This window comes from Kitasatospora sp. NPDC088391 (genome assembly GCF_044753345.1).
In the GTDB taxonomy this organism is placed as follows: Bacteria; Actinomycetota; Actinomycetes; order Streptomycetales; family Streptomycetaceae; genus Kitasatospora.
The window spans coordinates 714,597-732,871 of sequence record NZ_JBIVNB010000004.1; the positions used below are offsets into that span (position 1 = coordinate 714,597).

General features: G+C 73.5%; 18 protein-coding genes. 9 read left to right on the top strand and 9 right to left on the bottom strand.

Translation table 11 applies throughout. The features are described 5' to 3' along the window. Positions 1 to 446: 446 nt before the first annotated feature. The 3 genes from ACIQBJ_RS16435 to ACIQBJ_RS16445 form a co-directional block, all read right to left on the bottom strand. On the bottom strand, positions 447 to 986 hold the full coding sequence (locus ACIQBJ_RS16435) for a hypothetical protein (RefSeq protein ID WP_400709690.1): 540 nt from the start codon (positions 984 to 986) through the stop codon (positions 447 to 449). Between the two features lie 923 nt (positions 987 to 1,909). After that, positions 1,910 to 2,470: a DUF4328 domain-containing protein gene (locus ACIQBJ_RS16440; protein WP_400709693.1), complete on the bottom strand. Its 561-nt coding sequence runs from the start codon at positions 2,468 to 2,470 to the stop codon at positions 1,910 to 1,912. Positions 2,471 to 2,962: 492 nt separating this feature from the next. Next, positions 2,963 to 3,412, bottom strand: coding sequence for an Lrp/AsnC family transcriptional regulator (locus tag ACIQBJ_RS16445; RefSeq protein ID WP_400709696.1), 450 nt, complete (start codon positions 3,410 to 3,412; stop codon positions 2,963 to 2,965). A 93-nt stretch (positions 3,413 to 3,505) separates the two neighbouring features. On the opposite strand from ACIQBJ_RS16445, the gene ACIQBJ_RS16450 reads away from it, so the two are divergent. The 4 genes from ACIQBJ_RS16450 (at position 3,506) to ACIQBJ_RS16465 (ending at position 8,193) form a co-directional block, all read left to right on the top strand. Further along, positions 3,506 to 4,303 (top strand): LLM class flavin-dependent oxidoreductase, encoded by a 798-nt coding sequence (locus ACIQBJ_RS16450; protein WP_400709699.1) that lies wholly within the window; start codon positions 3,506 to 3,508, stop codon positions 4,301 to 4,303. Continuing rightward, a complete protein-coding gene (locus ACIQBJ_RS16455; protein ID WP_400709702.1) occupies positions 4,300 to 4,737 on the top strand; it encodes a nucleoside deaminase in 438 nt (145 codons plus the stop codon). Before ACIQBJ_RS16450 ends, ACIQBJ_RS16455 begins: the two co-directional genes overlap by 4 nt. Positions 4,738 to 5,010: 273 nt before the next feature. Beyond that, entirely contained in the window at positions 5,011 to 7,005 is a 1,995-nt protein-coding gene (locus tag ACIQBJ_RS16460; protein WP_400709705.1) for a hypothetical protein, read from the top strand. Positions 7,006 to 7,176: 171 nt separating this feature from the next. Then, the gene (locus tag ACIQBJ_RS16465) at positions 7,177 to 8,193 is read left to right on the top strand and encodes a hypothetical protein (RefSeq protein WP_400709708.1); all 1,017 of its coding nucleotides are present in this window, start codon (positions 7,177 to 7,179) and stop codon (positions 8,191 to 8,193) included. A gap of 71 nt (positions 8,194 to 8,264) precedes the next feature. On the opposite strand, the gene ACIQBJ_RS16470 is transcribed toward ACIQBJ_RS16465, so the two are convergent. Further along, positions 8,265 to 9,089, bottom strand: coding sequence for a hypothetical protein (locus ACIQBJ_RS16470; protein WP_400709711.1), 825 nt, complete (start codon positions 9,087 to 9,089; stop codon positions 8,265 to 8,267). 42 nt (positions 9,090 to 9,131) lie between these two features. Then, the gene (locus ACIQBJ_RS16475; RefSeq protein ID WP_400709714.1) at positions 9,132 to 9,749 is read right to left on the bottom strand and encodes a hypothetical protein; all 618 of its coding nucleotides are present in this window, start codon (positions 9,747 to 9,749) and stop codon (positions 9,132 to 9,134) included. 465 nt (positions 9,750 to 10,214) lie between these two features. Between ACIQBJ_RS16475 and ACIQBJ_RS16480 the strand changes: the two genes are divergently transcribed. After that, positions 10,215 to 10,547 (top strand): hypothetical protein, encoded by a 333-nt coding sequence (locus tag ACIQBJ_RS16480; RefSeq protein WP_400709717.1) that lies wholly within the window; start codon positions 10,215 to 10,217, stop codon positions 10,545 to 10,547. A gap of 73 nt (positions 10,548 to 10,620) precedes the next feature. Here the strand turns inward: ACIQBJ_RS16480 and ACIQBJ_RS16485 are convergent, their stop codons facing one another. After that, positions 10,621 to 11,235, bottom strand: a complete 615-nt coding sequence (locus ACIQBJ_RS16485) for an integrase core domain-containing protein (protein WP_400709720.1) — start codon at positions 11,233 to 11,235, stop codon at positions 10,621 to 10,623. On the opposite strand from ACIQBJ_RS16485, the gene ACIQBJ_RS16490 reads away from it, so the two are divergent. Then, a complete protein-coding gene (locus tag ACIQBJ_RS16490) occupies positions 11,234 to 11,665 on the top strand; it encodes an Imm63 family immunity protein (protein ID WP_400709723.1) in 432 nt (143 codons plus the stop codon). The two genes, ACIQBJ_RS16485 and ACIQBJ_RS16490, sit on opposite strands and share 2 nt — an antisense overlap. A 645-nt stretch (positions 11,666 to 12,310) precedes the next feature. Here ACIQBJ_RS16490 and ACIQBJ_RS16495 read toward each other — a convergent pair. Beyond that, positions 12,311 to 12,733, bottom strand: coding sequence for an ATP-binding protein (locus ACIQBJ_RS16495; protein WP_400709726.1), 423 nt, complete (start codon positions 12,731 to 12,733; stop codon positions 12,311 to 12,313). 238 nt (positions 12,734 to 12,971) lie between these two features. Further along, complete coding sequence (locus tag ACIQBJ_RS16500; RefSeq protein WP_400709736.1) at positions 12,972 to 13,571, bottom strand: VanZ family protein; 600 nt, start codon at positions 13,569 to 13,571, stop codon at positions 12,972 to 12,974. 594 nt (positions 13,572 to 14,165) lie between these two features. Here ACIQBJ_RS16500 and ACIQBJ_RS16505 point away from each other — a divergent pair. Together ACIQBJ_RS16505 and ACIQBJ_RS16510 are read left to right on the top strand one after the other, a co-directional pair. Continuing rightward, positions 14,166 to 14,336, top strand: a complete 171-nt coding sequence (locus ACIQBJ_RS16505) for a hydrophobic protein (RefSeq protein ID WP_400709739.1) — start codon at positions 14,166 to 14,168, stop codon at positions 14,334 to 14,336. A gap of 245 nt (positions 14,337 to 14,581) precedes the next feature. After that, positions 14,582 to 14,797, top strand: coding sequence for a hypothetical protein (locus ACIQBJ_RS16510; RefSeq protein ID WP_400709741.1), 216 nt, complete (start codon positions 14,582 to 14,584; stop codon positions 14,795 to 14,797). 57 nt (positions 14,798 to 14,854) lie between these two features. On the opposite strand, the gene ACIQBJ_RS16515 is transcribed toward ACIQBJ_RS16510, so the two are convergent. Continuing rightward, positions 14,855 to 15,499 (bottom strand): TetR/AcrR family transcriptional regulator, encoded by a 645-nt coding sequence (locus tag ACIQBJ_RS16515; RefSeq protein WP_400709743.1) that lies wholly within the window; start codon positions 15,497 to 15,499, stop codon positions 14,855 to 14,857. 109 nt (positions 15,500 to 15,608) lie between these two features. Between ACIQBJ_RS16515 and ACIQBJ_RS16520 the strand changes: the two genes are divergently transcribed. Then, a complete protein-coding gene (locus ACIQBJ_RS16520) occupies positions 15,609 to 17,039 on the top strand; it encodes an amidase (protein ID WP_400709811.1) in 1,431 nt (476 codons plus the stop codon). The last annotated feature ends 1,236 nt before the right edge of the window (positions 17,040 to 18,275 follow it).

Consider the following 18,275-nt stretch of genomic DNA (forward strand, 5'->3'; position numbering starts at 1 on the left):
CAGGCTTCGAGGGCTTCCTGACCCGCAGCTCGGCCTCATTCGTCGCCACCAGCATGCGCTGACCGTTCCGTGCAGCCCTGACAGCGGCGTCGGCCCCGCCGGCCGAGTCTTCGTCGTCGCTCGCATCGAGGTCCCTGAACCCGGCCGTGCGGGCAGGGCTGGTCACCACGATCTCCCGGGCTTCCCACAGGGACACCTCCTCGAAGCCGAGCAGCCCGCGCGTGACGATGACGGCTTCGAGGACACCGGACCCCCGCTCACGCAGCCGCTCCTGGACCAGGTCCATCCCGCCGTCACCGCCCAGCAGCGGGAGGCACTCCTCGACCAGTGCGGTCAGGTGAGCGCCCAGGGACGGGGTGAGGCCACGGACGTACTCGAACATGTCGGTCCCACCTTCAGTAACCAGCGGACGGGGTCTGTACTCGCCGCCTCACGAGCTCGGCGTCTCACTCCCCGGCCGGCTCGCCGAGGAGCCGGCCGTAGTGGCGACGCCGCCCGGTCAGCGAACGGGCGACCTCGTCGTCACCGGTCTCGTTCAGCTGCCCGAGATGCCCCAGGAGGTTGTCCCGCTGCGGGTGTTCGGAGCTGCCGACGTACTCGACAGTGCGGGCCACGCCGGCGGCGAGCAGCAGATGGTGCGGCAGTCCGCACCACGTGTCGAAACTCCGGCAGATCGCGTTCCACAGGAGCCAGACGTCCTCGACCCGGCGCTCCTCGGCGACCAGCAGGGCCGCGAGCTCGATGCTGTGGCAAAAGCCCCAGGAGTGCCGGTGGCGCTCGGTCTCCTGGGCCAGCAGGTACCTGGCGAAGTCCCCGACGCCGGGTTCGGGCGTGAGAATCAGGGCTTCGAGGACCTGCTGCCGGTCCTCCCAGTAGATGTCGACGGGCAGACCGCGGTCGTCGTGTCGCCCGTCGAACTCCAGCAGCTCCCACCGTTCCGGGTCCTCGCACCACCAGGCCGGGTCGGGTACCGCGGGACGGCTCATCGGTGCTGCTTCCGTTCGACCGGGGGAGTACTGGTGAGAAGGTTCCGGGCCGGGCGCCAGCAGGGGGTGTGCTGCTCACGACCGTGTTCGAGACCCCGGTCGGTCGTGGCGCCGACGGTGCGCCACCCTCTGCGGGCCGGAGGCCCACCGGCGGTGGGAAGTCCTGGAGGGCCGACGGGTGGTCAGGCCGGCCCGTACGCCCGCTCGGCCAGCGAGGCGACCGCCAGCGGGAACTCCCGCGCGGGCACCGCGGCCGAGGCGGGGGAGGCAGGCGTCAACGCCCCGGGGGGGCCAGAACGCCACCCGGCAGCCCGTACAGAACCAGGCGTTCTCCCACGCCTGCATCCGCTTCGTCCAGACGCGCTTGTGGTAGGATACCAGCTCGGCGTTGGCCTCGGGGCGCGGAGCCCGGCTGCGAGCCAGGTGGAGCACCACGAAGAACCCGACGCCGGGCAGCGGCACCCCGGCCAGGACGGCGCCCCCGCTCATCCCCGCCGCCTCGGCGCCCAGGACCGCCACCAGGGCGACCAGCAGGTAGCAGCCGACGATCAGCGCCATCGCCCGCGTGCCGGGGTTCCAGCGCGGCTCGGCGGTGGCGATCCGGGTCACCGGCGGCGCGGCCGGCGGCGACACCTCCAGCGCCGGCGGATCGCCCTCGTACGCCTGACGCGCCCTCAGAGTGCCGCCCCGCTCCCCGCACTGCGGACACTGCTCGGACACGGCCCTTCCCTCCCCTGCGGCGGTCCACCCCTGACGGACACCGGCGCTTCGCGTACCCGCCGATGACCACGACGCCGCAGCGTAGAGGAGGAGCAGCCCGCGGGGAAAGCGAGTTCGTCGCGGCGGCGCCGTCCGCCGCCGGCGCCGGACACCGACAGCTTCGACATCCTCCTCGCCGCGACGAGGGGAGGGCTTGCGGGCGGTCAGGCGGCGGGAGTCGGGGCGAACGGCAGGGCCGCCAGGTCCGCGTGGACCTTCTCGTCCTGACCGGCCGTGACCTGTCGGACGAACAGGACCGCCAGGGCCGCGGCGGCGACGCCGGTCACCAGGTGGTAGGGCGAGAAGCCGTCGGGGTGCGCCTGGAAGCGGATGACGATCGCCCCGCCGAGGGTCTTGGCGAGCCATGCGGCCCACCAGGCGTCGACCACCCGGGCGCCGCCGCCGGTGCCGCTCGCGCGGTGGACGTCCAGCGCCACGCGGCGCGGTATCCACCACATCGCCAGCGGGATGAACCACGCGCCGACGGCGAAGCCCGGCGGGTAGCGGTGCGTTCCGGGCGCGAAGACCTCAGCGTTGAGCCGGCAGCGCCGGAACCAGCACAGGAACACCATGATGCCGCCGAAGTACAGCAGCACGGACACCGGGAGGGTCCAGACGAACAGCGCCGATCCGGTGCCGCCGGCCACTCCCACCGCGACCTGCAGGACGGCCTGCGCGCCGATGATCACCTGGGTGGCCGTGGCCAGGCGCCGGGGATCGGCCACCGCCCCGCTGTAGGCCAGGGCCCGCGGCGCGTTTCCCACAACAGGTCCAGAGTCCACCACTGCCCCCGACAGCCACGCCTGCGGTGCCGGTCACGCGCAGAGATCATCCGGAGGATAGGGGCCCTGCAGCCGGGCTGTCCACGCCATTTTTTGACCGCGCCCCGTTCTGACCAGTGCAGATGCCGCCCCAGCGCCCCGGCGGCTGTCCGGCCGGGGACGGAGCCGCCGCAGTCGGCCCGAACGGCGGGGCCCGGGCACTGCCTGCCCGGGTGGCGTTGCTGCGCGGGTGCGCTGTGCCTCCGGTCCGGGAGGGTGCGGCGGGCCCGTTCCCTGGTTTCCCTGCCCTGCCCTGCCCTGTTCCGCCTCGCCCTGTTCCGCCTCGCCCTGTTCCGCCTCGCCCTGCCCCGCCTCGCCCTGCCCCGCCTCGCCCTGCCCCGCTCCGCCCTGCCCCGCTCCGCCCTGCCCCGCTCCGCCCTGTTCCGTGCGACGGGGTCAGCGGGGTCGGTCGGGGCCCCGGTAGGGGAGGGTCTGGCGGTAGACCACGCTGGTCGTGGTGGTGCCGAGGGTGCAGAGTTCGTCGACCAGCGTCTCCAGGTGCTCCATGGAGGTGGCGGCGAGTTTGAGCGTGTAGCAGTCGTCCCCGGTGGTGCGCAGGCACTCCAGGATCTCCCGGCGTTCGGCGAGCAGCCGGTGCAGCGGCTGGTGCCGACTGCCCGGGTACTTGAGCCGGACGACGGCGAGCACGGGGTAGCCGAGCCGGCCCAGGTCGACGGCGGCGTGGTAGCCGGTGATCACGCCGGCGGCCTCCAGGCCGCGGACCCGCTCCGCGGTGGCGGAGGACCCGAGGTTGACCCGGCGGCCCAGTTCGCTGAGCGAGAGGCGGCCGTCGGCCTGCAACTGCGCGACGATCGCCCAGTCGGTGTCGTCGAGGTTCCCGGTCATCCGGCGATCCTACCGGCGATCTCCCGGCAGATCGGCCCGTTCACCGGGAGTTCGATCTTCACCGGCCGCCGGGCGCCGGGATAGCCTCGCCGCATGCAACTGGGCGTCAATGTACCGAACTTCGGGCCCGGCACCGACCCCGGCGTGCTCCGGGCCTGGGCCGGGACGGTGGAGGGGCTGGGCTTCGACCTGCTGATGGTGTCGGACCACGTGGCCGTCACCCCGGACGTGGCGGAGCGCTACCCGGAGCCGTTCCACGAGCCGTTCACCCTGCTGTCCTGGCTGGCGGGGCTGACCACCCGGGTGCGGCTGGGCACCACCGTGCTGGTGCTGCCGTACCGCGACCCGCTGCTGACCGCGCGGATGGCCGCCAACCTGGACGCGCTGAGCGGCGGGCGGCTGGTGCTGGGCGTCGGCACCGGCTGGGCCCGGCAGGAGTTCGCCGCGCTGGGCGTGCCGTTCACGGAGCGCGGGCGGCGGGCCGACGCGTGCCTGCGGGTGCTGCGCGAGGGCCCGGCCGCGTCGGTGCCGGTCTGGGTCGGCGGCCACAGCCCGGCGGCGCTGCGCCGCGCCGTCCGGTACGGCGACGCCTGGCACCCGCTGCGGCTGTCGCTGCCGGCGATGCGCGAGGTCCTGGCGGCGCACCGGCTTCCGGGGTTCGCGCCCCGGCTGGCGTTCCGCCTCACGGACCGGCCGGTCCCCGGTGCGGACCGACCGGCCGGAACCGGCGACCTGCCGCAAGTGCTGGACGACCTGCGGCAGTTGAGGGCGCTCGGCGCGCAGGCCGCCGTCCTCGACCCGTACCACGGCGACCCGGAGCTGACCCGGTCGCCGGAGACCGCCTGGCGGGACCTGGCCGCCGTCGCCGCCCACCGCAAGGAGCTGCCGTGATCTCCACCGCCGACGAGGCCCTGCTGCGCCGGGCGGTCGCCCTGGCCGCCCGCGCGGTCGAGCTGGGCGACGCCCCGTACGGCTCGCTGCTGGCCGGCCCGGACGGCACCGTGCTCGCGCAGGCGCACAACACGGTGCGCCGCGACCGCGACATCACCGCCCACCCGGAGCTGAAGCTGGCCCGCTGGGCGGCCCGCGAACTCGACCCGGCGGCCGCGGCCCGCACCACGATGTACACCAGCTGCCAGCCCTGCACGATGTGCGCGGGCGCCCTGCAGCGCTCCGGCCTGGGCCGGGTGGTGTTCGCCCTCTCCACCGCCCAACTGGTCGCCCTCAACCCCGAGTCGGGCGCCTGGCCGACCGTGCCCCAGCACGGCCCGGCCCTCTTCGACGAGGCCCGCCTCCCCATCGAGGCCCACCACCGCCGGGGGTGACGCGGCCCGCCCGGTGCCCGCGGGACGGACGGTGTCCGGCTCCGCCCCCGCCTGTCGCGCGGCAGGCCCGTGGTGCGCGCCCCGGCCCTGCGCCTGCCTGCCCGCTGCTCCCGGGGCCGCCTGGACGTCGAGCGGCTGCCGGGGCGTCCCGATTGCGTCCGGGTGGGGGCAGGAGGACGGTGGAGGTACCGCGCTCGTACGGCCTGCGGTGGAGCATGACGCGATGCCAGCGCCTGTGGCCGCCGTCGGCCTCCCGTGAAGAGGTGAAGCGTCGTGACCGGTGTGGCCACGCAGTTGACGGTGGCGGATCTCGTGCTCGACTCCCTGCGTTCCGGTGGTGGCCCGGTGCCGGACGACGCGGATCTGCCGTTCTTCCGCCTCGGCGCGCTCGGTCCGGTGCTCGCGGACTTCCTGCCGACCCATCCGGCGGCCCCGGCCGGTGGCAGCGCGCCGATGTTCGGGGTGTGGGCGCCGGTCCTCGGGTTGCTCGCGGGGACTCCCGGCACCCCGGGCATGGCGGCGAACCTGCGCACGCTGAAGGACGTGCTCGGCCGTTTCGAGCGGGCCGTGCGCGACAAGGACCAGCTCGCGCTGCTGGCGATGAAGGACGACCTGCGGGGGCTGCCCGGCGTGGTGACGGCCCTGCAGGGGCAGTTCGCCTCGATCAGCGGATTGAGGTCCGCGCTGAAGGACGCGATCCTCAGGACCCGGCCGCGCCCCAAGGCCCGGCCGGCCGGCGCGTGGGTGCCGCGCGACACCGTGCACGCCCACCGCACCGGGGCGTTCTGGCATGCGCTGCGGCAGAAGGCCGCGGCCTCGGGCGACCCGCGGGTCCGGGCCTTCGGCCTGGGCACCGCCGTGGGGTACGCGGGGGCTCTGTGCGGGAACCCGTTCGTCAACGGGGTGGTCGGGTCGCCGTACCGGACCCACTGGTGGCGCCACCGCTGGGTGTCGCACCACGTGGACGCCTGGGTGTGGGGCTACTACCGCACCAGGGAACGGGTGCGCGCCGCGGGCGGGGAGATCGTCTTCCCGGCCGGGACCGGCGGCCGGGTGCCGCTGCCGCCGTGCGGCACCTGGGACGACATCGCCGGGTCCGAGCTGCAGGACCGGTTCGCCGTCGGGGGGATCGCGCCCGACCTGGTGCTGAACGCCGTCCGCGACCGGGTTCCCCTGACCGGTTTCCTGCCGCCCGAGCTCCTGACGCTCTGGCTGGACAGCTACCGCGAGGCGGTCGGCGACCCGCCCTCGCCGGGCGTCGACGGGCCGGGCCTGGACGGCGCGTACGCGATGACCTGGCTGACCACCTGGATCACGAGTTCGGCGGCGCTGCTCGGCTCGACGCCGCCCCACCGGATCCAGGAGCCGGACGCCTGCGGCGACCGGCCCGACTGGGTCGAGGTGGACGGCAGCGTGGTCGTCGGCGGCACGGCGGTCCCGCAGCCGCCGGTCGCCCGGCCCGATCCGTCCGTCCCGGAGATCGCGAGCGCGATCGCGGCGGCGATCCTCGCCGTGGCGGAGTACCTGCTGGCCGGACTGGCCGCGGCGGCGGCGCTGATCTGGGCGGCGGTCGAGCTGCTGGACGACGCCACCGACCCCGGCTGGGACAACCTGCGCTGCCAGTCCGGCTGGACGGACTCCTTCCTCGCCCGCCTGGAGAACGCGTTCCACGACCTGCTCGGCACGAGCGGCCTCGGGCCGCCGTACGCGGTGCAACTCGCCCACAACGAGATCCAGTTCCAGACCTGGGGCACCGTCGTCCCGCCGGACTCCGCGCTCGGCACCTGCCGCAGCCCGTCCGCACAGGAGGGGGACGGCTACCCCGCCGCGCTGTGGAGTCCCGTCGCGCCGAACGAGAGCAACTGGCCGCAGTACCCGACCGAGCCCCTCGAACCGCCCCCGCAGCTGTCCTACCCGGAGGGCCCGTGGTGGCCGCTGCACTTCGTGGACGGCTTCACCTTCACCGACGCCGGACCCGGCGCCGTGCCGCGGTTCCCGTCCACCCAGAACAACCCGCTCGCCGCGCCCGCCGGCGGCAAGCCGACCGTCCTCGACGCCGCCGAGTGGGAGCTGCGGATGCGGCGCGCCGAGGCGGGCGGCAGCCCGCAGGGCGCCTTCGGCAACGCCGTCGACGTCGCGGTCGCCCTGATCGGCAGCCCCACGACCCCGCTCCCCGACTGGGACCTCGACGGGGACCGCGGCATCGGCTGGCCGACCTGGATGTTCCAGGACGCGGCCGGCCAGCCCGGCCCCGTCGTGCGGGAATGACCGCCGAAGACGACCGTCCGGACCGACCGCCGAAGACGACCGCCGGAACCCACGGCCGGTACCGACCGCCGAAGACGACCGCCGGAACCCACGGCCGGTACCGACCGCCGAAGACGACCGTCCGGACCGACCGCCGGGACCGGCACCAGGGACCGTGAAGGGAGGCCCGCCATGACACCGCCCGCCCATGACACGCCCCGCCGCCCCCAGGGCGAGGGACCACCGCCGACCTACACCCCGTGGCTCGTCGTGCGGGCCGCACCCGGCGACCAGGGGGCACGGCCGCTGCCCGCCGGCGCCGTCTACTACGCCAGCCCGGACATCGCGGCGGCGCCCGCCGACGCCTGGGGGAGGGTGCGGGCCGGCGACCCCGTGACGGTGTCGGTCACCGCGCAGAACCTCGGCCACGCGGCCGCGCCCGGCGTACGCGCCCGGTTCTGGTGGGCGGACCCGTCTGCCGGGCTGACGCCCCAGCAGGCGACCTTCATCGGCGCCTCGGACCGCACGCCGATCGCCGCGGGCCTCGCCGAGACGCTGACCTGCACGACGCCCTGGACCCCGGTGTTCGTCAACGGCGGCCACGAATGCCTGGTGGTCGAGATCGCCTCGCTGTCGGACCCACTGACCAGCACCTTCCGGCCCGACCTGGACCGGCACGTGGGCCAGCGCAATGTCACCGTGCTGTCGCCGCAGGGCGAACCGCAGCGCATCGTCCTCACCCTGGCCAACCCGTTCGGCGAGGACGCCCGGACGACCCTGTACGTGCGCACCTTCCAAATCACCGGCTTCGAACGGCTCCCCGGCTTCGGCCTGCCGCTCTCCCCGGCCGACACCCTGCTCCACGTCGACGACCCCGTCCTGGCCGAACCGCTCGCCGCCCTGGGCGCCGAGGTCACCGCACCGGAACCGGGCCGGGGCCTGTGGATCGGCGACGCCGTCGTCGACGCCGACGCCCGCTGCGGCGGATACCCGGACGCGGTCCTCGACGACCTGCGCCAACGCCGGGCGCCCGGCCACGACTTCGGCCGGCCGGCCGCCGAGGCCGACATACCCGCCGCCGGCACCGCCACCGTCGAGCTGAGCGCCCCGCCCGGGGGCACCGGCGCCGCCGCCGTGGTCCACCGCCTCACCCAGGTCTGCGACGACGTCGACATCGGCGGCTACACGCTCCTGTCACTGCCGCTCTGACACCCCGGCGCCGCCGCGGACAGTGGCCAAGGAGTCCTCCGGCCTTGATCGAAACGGGAGGTGACGCATCGTCAGGCGAGGACCATCGCCGTCGCATGCGGGGCGGTCATGCCGTCGGGGACCGCGGCGAGCCGTCCCGCCAGGCCCTTGCGACCGGTGGCGCGTTCCAGTTCGGTCAGGAAGGCGTCCGCCTCCTGGTCCGAGTCGAAGTCCCAGACGATGAGGCGGTGCACCATCGCGACCGCCATCACCGGCGCCAGCGCCGCGCCGCCGGTCACCCGCCGCCACTGCGGGACGAGGCGGCCCAGTTCGGCCCGGGCCTCGGACAGGGTGAGGCCTTCGTCGCCGACGGCCTGCTCGATGACCGGGAGCAGTTGCACGAGGTCGCCGACGGCGGTCAGGACGTCGCCGGTGCGTGCGGTGTTCACGGCGAGCTGCACCTGCGCGGTGAGCGTCATGGGGTGCTGCGGGCCGAACTCGGCGTGCAGCGAAGGCAACAGGTGGCGCAGGCGGGCTGCGGCGTCCTCGCCGCTCCCGGCGTTCCCGATCGCGAAGGCGAGGTCGGCCTGCGCGTGGAGGCTCTCGCGGTCGGCGGGGCCCAGCACCTGGGCCATGTCTGCTGCCACCTGCCCGAGCAGGTGGACGGCGGCGGCCCACTCGCCGGACTCGTTGCGGATCTGGCCGAGCTGCCGCCACGCCACCAGCGTGTCCCGGTCGTAGCGGCCCAGCAGCGACGTCATCTCGCGGGCGACCTTCTCCAACAGGTGGGTCGCCCCTTCCGGCGACGGCGCGTCGAACACGCCGTCCCGCAGCCGCACCAGCAGCGCCCGCACCTCGGGCGCCACCTCGACCGGCTCCGGCGCGGCACCGAAACTCCCCACCGGCGATTCCGTCATCCCGGCCCCCTTCCCCGTTGCCAAGCCCCGACGCCCCGCACCCTACCGACCACCACCCCCGACGGGTGAAGCGGGCACCACCCCCGGCGGCGGGACGTCCCGGTGGCCGCGGCACCCGGAGGCCGCCCCGTCCCCACCCCGGCCCGCCGGTGAGGTGCCCGGTGAAGCCCGCCGCCCCCGATCCTGTCGGCCCTCCGACCCCTCAGCGCGGGAGGCGGCCGAGCCCGCCCGCACGCCGATCCTGCGGCCGCTGACGTCCACGAAGGAGTCCGTCGCCGCCCGGTAGCGCTCACGGCGTACCTGGAACTCGGTGTCGTCGACCACGCCTTTGCGCCAGTACGAGCTCAGTGCCTGGCCTGCGGTGTTCACCTCCTCGGACGCGGCGACGAGAGCGGGATCGCCCGAGAGGATCCGGATGCGCGCCGTGGCCAGCCGGTGGCCGTTCAGGTCCCACCCCTCCACACGGCCCGGGAGACCGAGCTCGCGCTCCTCCCACACCCGGTACAGCAGATCGCTGCACGAGGCCGCGACCTCGGCACAGGAGTTGAGCAGCAACTCCACCGCCTTCGCCCGTTCCTCCCTGCGCTTCGCCAAGTACTGCCCCACCAGCGCAATGGCCGCGCCCACGACAGCGGCCGCCAACGTCCCCCAACTCTCCATGGCGGTGGTATCCCGATCTGACCCCGCTGCCAAACCCGACCGTTTCCGCCCGCCGGCAACGACCGACGGGCGCGCGACAGGGCTCCGCGAACGGCGTTGCAGGGGTGAGCGACGGTCTGCGCTGTGCATTCGTGAAGAGGCCCGCAGCGTAGGCTCCTCCCTCATGATGGTTCCCGAACGGAGCGGAGGCCAAGGCATCCCGTGCGAGCAACGGCAAAAAGCCAAAGGCACTCTGACGGTCCGTCAAGGGTCAGGACAGCATGCGAATCGACAAGGGCAATCCTGAGCACGAGTTGCCCGGCCAGCGGGTCGACCGTGTGGTCGTGAACCCGAGAGGTGAGATCATCACCAGGGACTGAACGCCTGGCAGGACGCCGAAACCCGGCAAGGACCTGGAAGCTCGTATCCCCTTGAGTGAATGGTGGGAATGGAGTGCTCGGAATGCCTCGTAGGATTGGGCTTGACATGCCATGGCTGCGCGATGAACTGATCGAGGCTCTGGAGCCGTTCGGGAAATCGGAAGGGCCGAGTGAGTCCGATTTCCATGACCTTCTGGAGTTCCTGGACCGAACTGGGGCTGTGGACAGTCCGGAGGACAACGCAGTCGGCCACTTTCTGCTCGACGCAGGAGAGGCATCGGTGCTGCGCGGCCTCGGTGCAGCGTGCGACGCCGTGATCGACCTTCCGCAAACGGATGTTGCGGTATTGCTGGCGACCGACGAGGGGCTGAGGTTCAGCGCCGAAGCCAGGTCGGTTCGCCAGGCCCTGCTGCGGAACGACCGGCCAGCCGCTGACTGAGGTTGTGGATTCCAGGGGCGTTGTTCCGGTGTGAGGCGCGCTGTGGCCTGGAGTTCTACGGGCTTGTCCCGCGTCAAGCAGTCGGCAGGTTCTCGGGTTCGGGAAAGTCGGGGACGAGCGGGGCCGCAGCGACGGTGCACACATCATGGGGCCGGACGGTGTTGTATTCGCGGCGGTAGTCCTCGGCACGCCTCACGAGGTCGAGGGCGGCGGAGGCGCCCTCCGGGAACAGCTTCTCGTACCTGAGCGAGCCGAAGCCGCGCTCGCGTGAACCGTTCTGGCCCGGCGTGCGGACCCGGGAGCGGACGCGCTGCGGCCCCGTGCCGGGTGGCCCTCTGCCAGGAAGGCTGTGTTCAGGCTGCACGACCTGGCGGAGTCGGTTTCCACCGCCGTTGTCGGCGTGCGGCTCGCTGCGGCCGCCGCCCGCTCCGCCTCCGCCCGGGTCTGCGAGGACTGTTGGACCCGGCCCGGGGCGGCCGCTGTGCCGGGCCGACCTCCAGGCCGACAGGATTCGCCGTGCCCGGCAGCGTTGACGAGGATCCGCGGAATCGGCGCTGGCGCACATCACGTGAGGACTGCGGAGAACGGCCGTGAAGTCGACTCTGCACACCTGCCCGGGGAGCCCACATGCAATAATCGTCCATATGACGATAATGGCGGGGTGCCTGCAGGCTGCCGTGCGCGACATGGCTGCCAAGCTCGATGGCGTGACTGCGGGCGACCTGGCCGCCTTCAGTCGCCAGGACTGCGCCCACCCCTACCTCTTCGTCCGAGGCGGGATCATCCACTGGATCGCGGAGGAGCGCGGCCAGGTGCTTGAGCACCGGACCACCAGTGCCCTCGACGAGGCCCTGCACTGGGTCGCCCTCGATGCCACCCACTCGATGGCCATGCGCTGGGAGCTGTGGCAGCGGGGCCGCTTCCCCGCAGACCAGGACAGCCGAATCGGCTGGCTCGCCAAGCAAGTCGAACTGCTCGGACGCCTCGACGCCCGATGGGCTGAGCAGTTCCGCGCAGGCATCCCCGCCCCATGCCCGGGAGTTCGCCTGGAGGACGTGGACACCCACCCCCTCACGTGGCTGTCCGGCCGAGGCGATCCGCTCGCCCGCCACTCATGAGGAAGCCGTCCGGTGCGGGCGCCCGCCGACAGTGGGGCCAGGTCGCCGGTTCCGTCGTCGCGGCTCCGGATCCGGAAGCGTGCGAGTGGCGCATCGCCACTCGAAAGTGGCGCCAGCGGACACGAACTGCCGAGCCGGCGCCATGCCGGTCCACAGGTCCACAACCGGTTCTCCGTCTCGCTGCCCCACCGGCTCCCGAACAGCGTGCGCGGTACAACGAGGGAAGTCACTCTCGGTCATTGCCACAGGGTGTCTCCGCAGAGCGGCGGGCGTTGATCGAGTGGGGGACGCATGCGAGGTCCGGAGTTTGGTCCGGCCCGAGGCCGAAGACCTGGTGGTGGAGCGGATACCGGCAGATGAGAACGTGGTCCGAGTCGATGCTCACAGCCGGCGCCCGGTGCCCGGCGGCGGAGTGCCGGAGCCGCGGGGCGATGGGCCTCAGGGTGCGCAGTACGTACCGGCGACGCCGGGTCGATCGACGGCTCGGCGGTCGGCCCGGCATCCTGACCCTGCGGGTCCGCCGGGGGAAGGTGCTGTTGTGCCGCCCGCACCGGCTGTCGGACGGGGCCGGTGCGGGCGGTTGCCGCATCGCCTCCGCGGGGTGCGATGCTGTCGCGCCGGTGTTCTCCGGCCGCCGGGGCGGTCTCAGTGGGCGGGGCGGCCCGGGCGGTGGAAGCAGGCGGTGACGGTCTTGCCGTGTCCGTCGGCGCGGGCGCTCCAGTCGTCGGCGAGGGCGTCGACCAGGGCCATGCCGCGGCCGGAGGTGGCGTCGCGTCCGGCTTCGCGCGGGTGGGGCAGGCGCGGGGAGTCGTCGTGGACGCTGACGTACAGGCAGGAACCGTCCCAGGTGAGGACGAGGTTCGCGTCGCTGTGCGCGTGCCGGTGGGCGTTGGTGAGGAGTTCGGAGACGGTGACGAGGACATCGGCGGCCGTCTCGGCGGCGTGCTCGGTCCAGCCGAGTTCGCCGAGGTGGCGGCGGGTCCAGGCGCGGCCGGCCGCGATGCTGCTGGACAGGGGCAGCGTCCGGGCCCAGCCCACCGCTCTGACGGTTGCTTCGGGTTCTTCCATGGCCTGTGTCCCTTCGAGGTGAGAGCGCCGCGACCGACTGCGCGGCCCTGCTGCGGAGTTGACCGTTCCCGGCACGGCACGGCACGCCGGGCCGGGCCGGGAACGGTCGCAGGGGGAAGGCTCCTCCCGCAGGTGGAGCCTTCCCCGACCGGAACCCCTCGGCCCGTCCTGCCCGTCGCCGCAGGTGATCGGATCCGGTCTGCTCGAAAGGTGGGACGGGCCGGTCCGTGACGCTGGGTCAGTCCGTCCGTGCCAAGGCGGGTTCGGTGCCCGGCGGGGCCTGTCGCCCGTGGGCGGTGCCGTGGTGTTCCGGTTGTTGCGGGGCGGCGGCGTGCGATGTCCGGCCCCGTCGCACCACCCGGACCAGCCGGCGCCCCAGCAGGAGGTAGCCGAGGACGGCGCCGCCGGTGTTGAGGACGATGTCGTCGACGTCGAAGGCCCGGCCGGTGATGAGTGCGCCCTGGACCAGCTCGACCAGCAGCATCAGCACCGCGGTCGCCAGCAGCACCCGGAACAGCCCGCGGGCCTTCGGCCAGAGCACCGGCAGCAGCGGTCCGAACGGCACGCCGAGCAGGACGTTCCCGCCCACCTGCCGGACGGCGTCCGGCACGGGGGAGTGCAGCAGGTAGTGGCGCAGCGAGCTGCCGGGCCGCAGGTTGTCGTGGACGTGGCCGACCGCCCCGGGCACGGGCACCAGGGTGATTCGGGCCAGCGCGGCCGCGAAGGCGACCGAGGCCAGGAGGGCGGTGGCCAGGACGAGCCATCGGGCCGCGACCGCGAGCCACCGCCGCCTCCCGGCCCGCTCACGGCCGACCGCAGCTGCGCCTCGACCGTCCACGACTGCCCGGCCCGCCGTACGGGGCTCCGCCCTGTCCGGCGGTACCGCCTCACGCCCCCGGCCGGTCACCTGCCCGTCCGTCTCCGCGCACCCGCTCCGCGGTCGTGTCCCTTCCGCACCGACGATCCTCGCTGCCACGCCTTCCCCTCTTTGTCCATCTGTCTGCGCAGGTGTGCGCGGGTCTTTCCGGGTGCGTCCGGGGCCTGCCCGGTGGCCGAGTGGGCCCCGCACGCGCACCGCCGGGTGGCGGTCGGTCCTTGAAGGCGTCCTTGACGTGCTCGCCGGCCTGCTCGAGGTCGTCCTCGGCCCGGTCGGTCCTGCCCTCGGCCTCCAGGTGCTCGCTCCCGACAACCTCGCCGACGGCCCCCTCGACGGTGCCCTCGATCCTGTTGCCCAGACTCCCGATCCTGTTGCCCAGGCTCCCGGTCCTGTCGCTCGCGCTCATCGCGTCCTCCTCGTTGCCATGGCCCCACCCGGTGGCCCACCGCGGTGCCGGACCCAGCGGATTCCCCCGTGGGGCCGGTCTGATTCGTGTGAATATTCGGCCGGTTCAGGGGCAGGCGGCGGTCCGACACTGACTGCGTGGAGGTCGCCATGGTTCCCCTTCTTCTGGTTCTGCTGCTGGCCCTGCTCCTGTTCGGCGCAGGCTTCGCGGTGAAGATCCTCTGGTGGGTCGCGGTCGTCGTGCTGGTGGTCTGGCTGGTCGGCTTCGTCGCCCGCGGCACCAACGCCGGCGGCAGCCGCGGCCGCTGGTACCGCTGGTAGCCGGGCGGTACACCGGCACCCGACGACCGGAGCGGGGCCCGCGCATCGGCGCGGGCCCCGCTTTCGTGCGCCTGCGCGCCCTGGTGTGACCGAATGGCCGGGCAGTCCGCCGCCGGGCGCCGGGCCCGGTTGTGTCGGGCCGGGTTCGGCGCAGCCTCCTGATCTGCCCCGGCCGGCCCGAACCCGGCCCGAACCCGGCCTGCACTTGGCGTGTCCGCTCGTCCCTGCTGCTCGGTGTGGAGAGCGTGTGCCTGGATGCCATCGGGTTGCTCTGTCTGGTCGCGCTGCCCGCCGTCCTGTGCTGGGGCGGCCCCGACGTGGGCCTCGGTCGGGTGTTGGGCCTGTGCTTCGACGCCGCCGCGGTGTTCGGCGTGTGCTGGACGGTCGCGGTGTTGAGGTCTGCCCTGTGCGTGTTCGCGGTGGTGGCCGGGTTGGAGGGTTTGTGCGGCCTGTGGGGGTGAACGTTCGGATGTCCGCTGCCGGGCCGGAGTTTGACGGTCGGTCGGGTGGCGGGTGTTCTACGGGCCTTCGTTCTTCGGGGTGTGGGGGTGTTCTGCGGGCGGGAGGTGCCGCTCCCAGAGGCCGGTCAGGTGCGCGTGCAGGAGGTCCTGCGCCTCGTGCGAGGTGAGGCGGCCGATGAGGACGTGGGTGGTGAGGCCGTCGGCGAGGGCGAGGAGGGTGCGGGCCTCGCGCTGCGGGTCGAGGGGCGCGGGGTGTCCGGTGCCCTGGGCGGCTTCCCGGATGAGCCGGGTGAACGTCTGCTGCAGGGCCGCGTAGTTGGCTTTCAGTGTGTCGGCGAGTGGTTCGCTCACCACGGCCTGGGCGACGAAGGCGAGCCAGACCCGTGCCTCGGCGTGGTGTTCTTCCCGGAGCAGTGCGACTTCGGTGACCGCGTGGCCCAGGGCGGTGGCGGCCGACTGGGCCGGGCTCCGGACGAGGCGGGCCCGGGCCCGCCCGGTGATCCGTTCGCCGATGTTCCCGAGGGTGAACACGAGCATCTCTTCCTTGCTGCGGAAGCAGCGCTGCACGGCGCCCATCGACACCTGGGCCCGGGCGGCGACGTCGCGCAGGGTCACGCCCTCGAGTCCGTGCTCGTCGGCGAGGAGGCAGACGGCTTCGGCGATGCGGTGGCGCCGGTCCTCGTGGTCGACCTTCCTGGGCATGCCTGGCTACCTCCGTCGGGCCGGCGCATTATTCGATGCGCTCGTATCGGTTCCCAGGATACAGTTCCGATGCAAGCGCATCGGAACGTGGGTGGGGAGGATCGAAATCATGGGGGATGCCCTGTGGAAACTGTCGGCCGCGGCGCAGGCCGAGGCAGTGCGCGGCGGAGAGGTCAGCGCCGTCGAGCTGGTCGAGAGCCACCTGGAGCGCATCGCCGAGGTCAACCCGGAGGTGAACGCGATCACCCAGCTCCTGGCGCGGCACGCCCGGCAGGCCGCCGAGCGGACCGACCGGCGGCGGGCCGCGGGCGAAGAGCTGGGTCCGCTCGCCGGGGTGCCGTTCACCGTGAAGGAGACCACCGCCGTCGAGGGCGTGCCGACCACGTTCGGCACCCCGCGCTTCCGCGACCTGGTGGCGCCGGCGGACGCGCCGCCGGTGGCCCGGCTGCGTGCGGCCGGGGCGATCCCGATCGGACACAGCAACATGCCCACCCTGGTCCTGGCCGGGATGCACACGCGCAGCGAGCTGTTCGGGGACACCCTCAATCCCTGGGACCGCGGCCGGACCCCCGGCGGAACGAGCGGGGGTGACGCGGTGGCCGTCGCGACGGGCATGGCCGCACTCGGGCTCGGCAACGACTCCGGGGGATCGGTGCGGATTCCGGCCCAGTTCTGCGGTGTGGCCGGGCTGAAGCCGACCACCGGCCGCTTTCCCGCCGACCACCGCATCGTCGGTCCGGACGACCCCGGCCCGGCGTCCCAACTGCTGGTGACCGACGGCCCGTTCGCCCGGACCGTGGGTGATCTGCGGCTGGCGTACGAGGTGCTGGCGGGCACCGACCCGCGCGACCCGCGGGCCGTTCCGGTGCCCGCGTACGGCCCGCCCCTGCCCGGGCCGGTGAAGGTCGCGGTCGTCGCGGACCCCGGCGGGCACGGCGTCCACCCCACGGTGCGCGCGGCCGTCGCGACCGCGGCCGACGCGCTGCGCGACGCCGGGTACGACGTGCGCGAAGTGCCGGACGTGCCCCGGCTGGACGAAGCGCTCGACGCCTACGGCCGGATCGTCGCGACCGAGTTCGCCCCGACCTGGCCGGTGGTGCGGGGGCTGCTCGGCGAGGGCGGTGACCGCTACATCGGGATGGCGATGGAGCGGACCCCGCCCGCGAGCGCGGACGAATTCATGAAGCTCATGGGCACCTGGATGAACATCCGCCGGTCCTGGGCCGAATTCCTCGACGACCACCCGCTCCTGCTCGGCCCCTCGTTCACCGAACCGCCCGTCGAACCCCGACTGGAGTCGCGCGACCGGGCCGGGAGCGACCGTGTCGGGTCGGGAATGCGCCTGTGCACCGTGACCAGCTTCGTGGGCGTGCCCGGAGTCGCGGTGCCGACCGGAGTGGCCGACGGACTGCCCTCCGGAGTGCAGATCGTCGGCCGCGCGTTCCGCGAGGACCTGTGCCTGACCGCGGCCGAGGCGATCGAGGAGCGGCTCGGCGTGCTCACACCGGTCGACCCGCACCGGGGCGCTCGGGCTGATTGACCCTGCCGGCAACGGGTGCAACGAGTGCCACGGACAGCGGATCGAAAGCGGGCCACAGCGGCCCCGCGCCCCGGGCCGGCTGCTGGACAGCTCGCCCTCCCCAGAGCCGGGACAGCAGCGAGGGCACAGGCTTCGGGCCAAAACCGGAACCCGGTCCCCACCCCGATCCCCGCGAGCCGGAGCCCTCCCGGGGAACACACGGCAGGCGGGCGCGCCGTCAACGACCGTGTCACCAGCCCCAAACGAGCTCACTGCCTGTCAACGGCCGTGATGCGGGTGGCGTGGACCCGAGGGGCGGGGGCGGCGCGGCACCAGGTGGAGCGGACAGGGGTCGACCACCAGGTGCAGCGCGTCGGCCTGGGGCCGGTTCCCCGTTCTCCCCTTCCTGCGTCCGCCTGATGGCGGCCGCCGCTATCGGTTCGGGGTGGGCGGCCGGGTGGTCGGGTGCCGATCAGGGGCGGTGGTGCGAGGGGTGCGGGCGGTGCTGGTCTGGTGGGTGTTGGCCGGCCTCGGTGGTGGTCGGGTGTCCGGGGTCGGGCCGGTCGGGGGAGTGCCTGCTTCGGGGCCGCCCCCGTCCCGGCCGGTGCGGAAGGCCCGCCCCGGCCTCCGCCACCGTGGTGCTGCTCCCCGTGCCGTCCCGTCTCCATGGTGCTGTGCTGCGCCTTGGGCGTCGGGTGAGGATTCCGTCCGGTATTCGGGCCGGATTCCCTGCCCGGGCGTGCCGTGAATTCCCTCTTGTGAATTCCGATAAGAGTGGCGCATTTCGCTCTTGAATTCCCTCATAAAATTTCTCCGGTGGGGCCGAATTGAATTCGGTGGCGGAGGTGCAGGTGGTGTCGGCTCGGGAGTCCTGCCGGGCGGGCTGCCTGTTCGTCCGGGCCGTCCGGCTGACCCCGACCGTTATCACTGTGTGTAATGTCAGGTGGTCCCTGTCCGGGCATCGGCTGGCCTCGGGTGGGCTGCCCGACCCGGCAATGGGCATGACATGAAAGTCAAGGTGACCGCACCGCACCTTCTGGTCAGCCCGGCCGGAGGCCACCCTCCGCCAGCCATACTCCCAGCTCAACGACTTGATACCCCATCAACCACTCTGGCCGCCGGAGCGAAGCGGAGGCGCGCCCAGGCCGAGCGCGAAGCGCCGGCCAACCCCCGCGAAGCGGGGGTACCGTCCGGGCGAAGCCCGGACGGCGAACACGCGGAGCGGGTTCAGGAGGCGCGGAGCGCCGACTCCCGAGC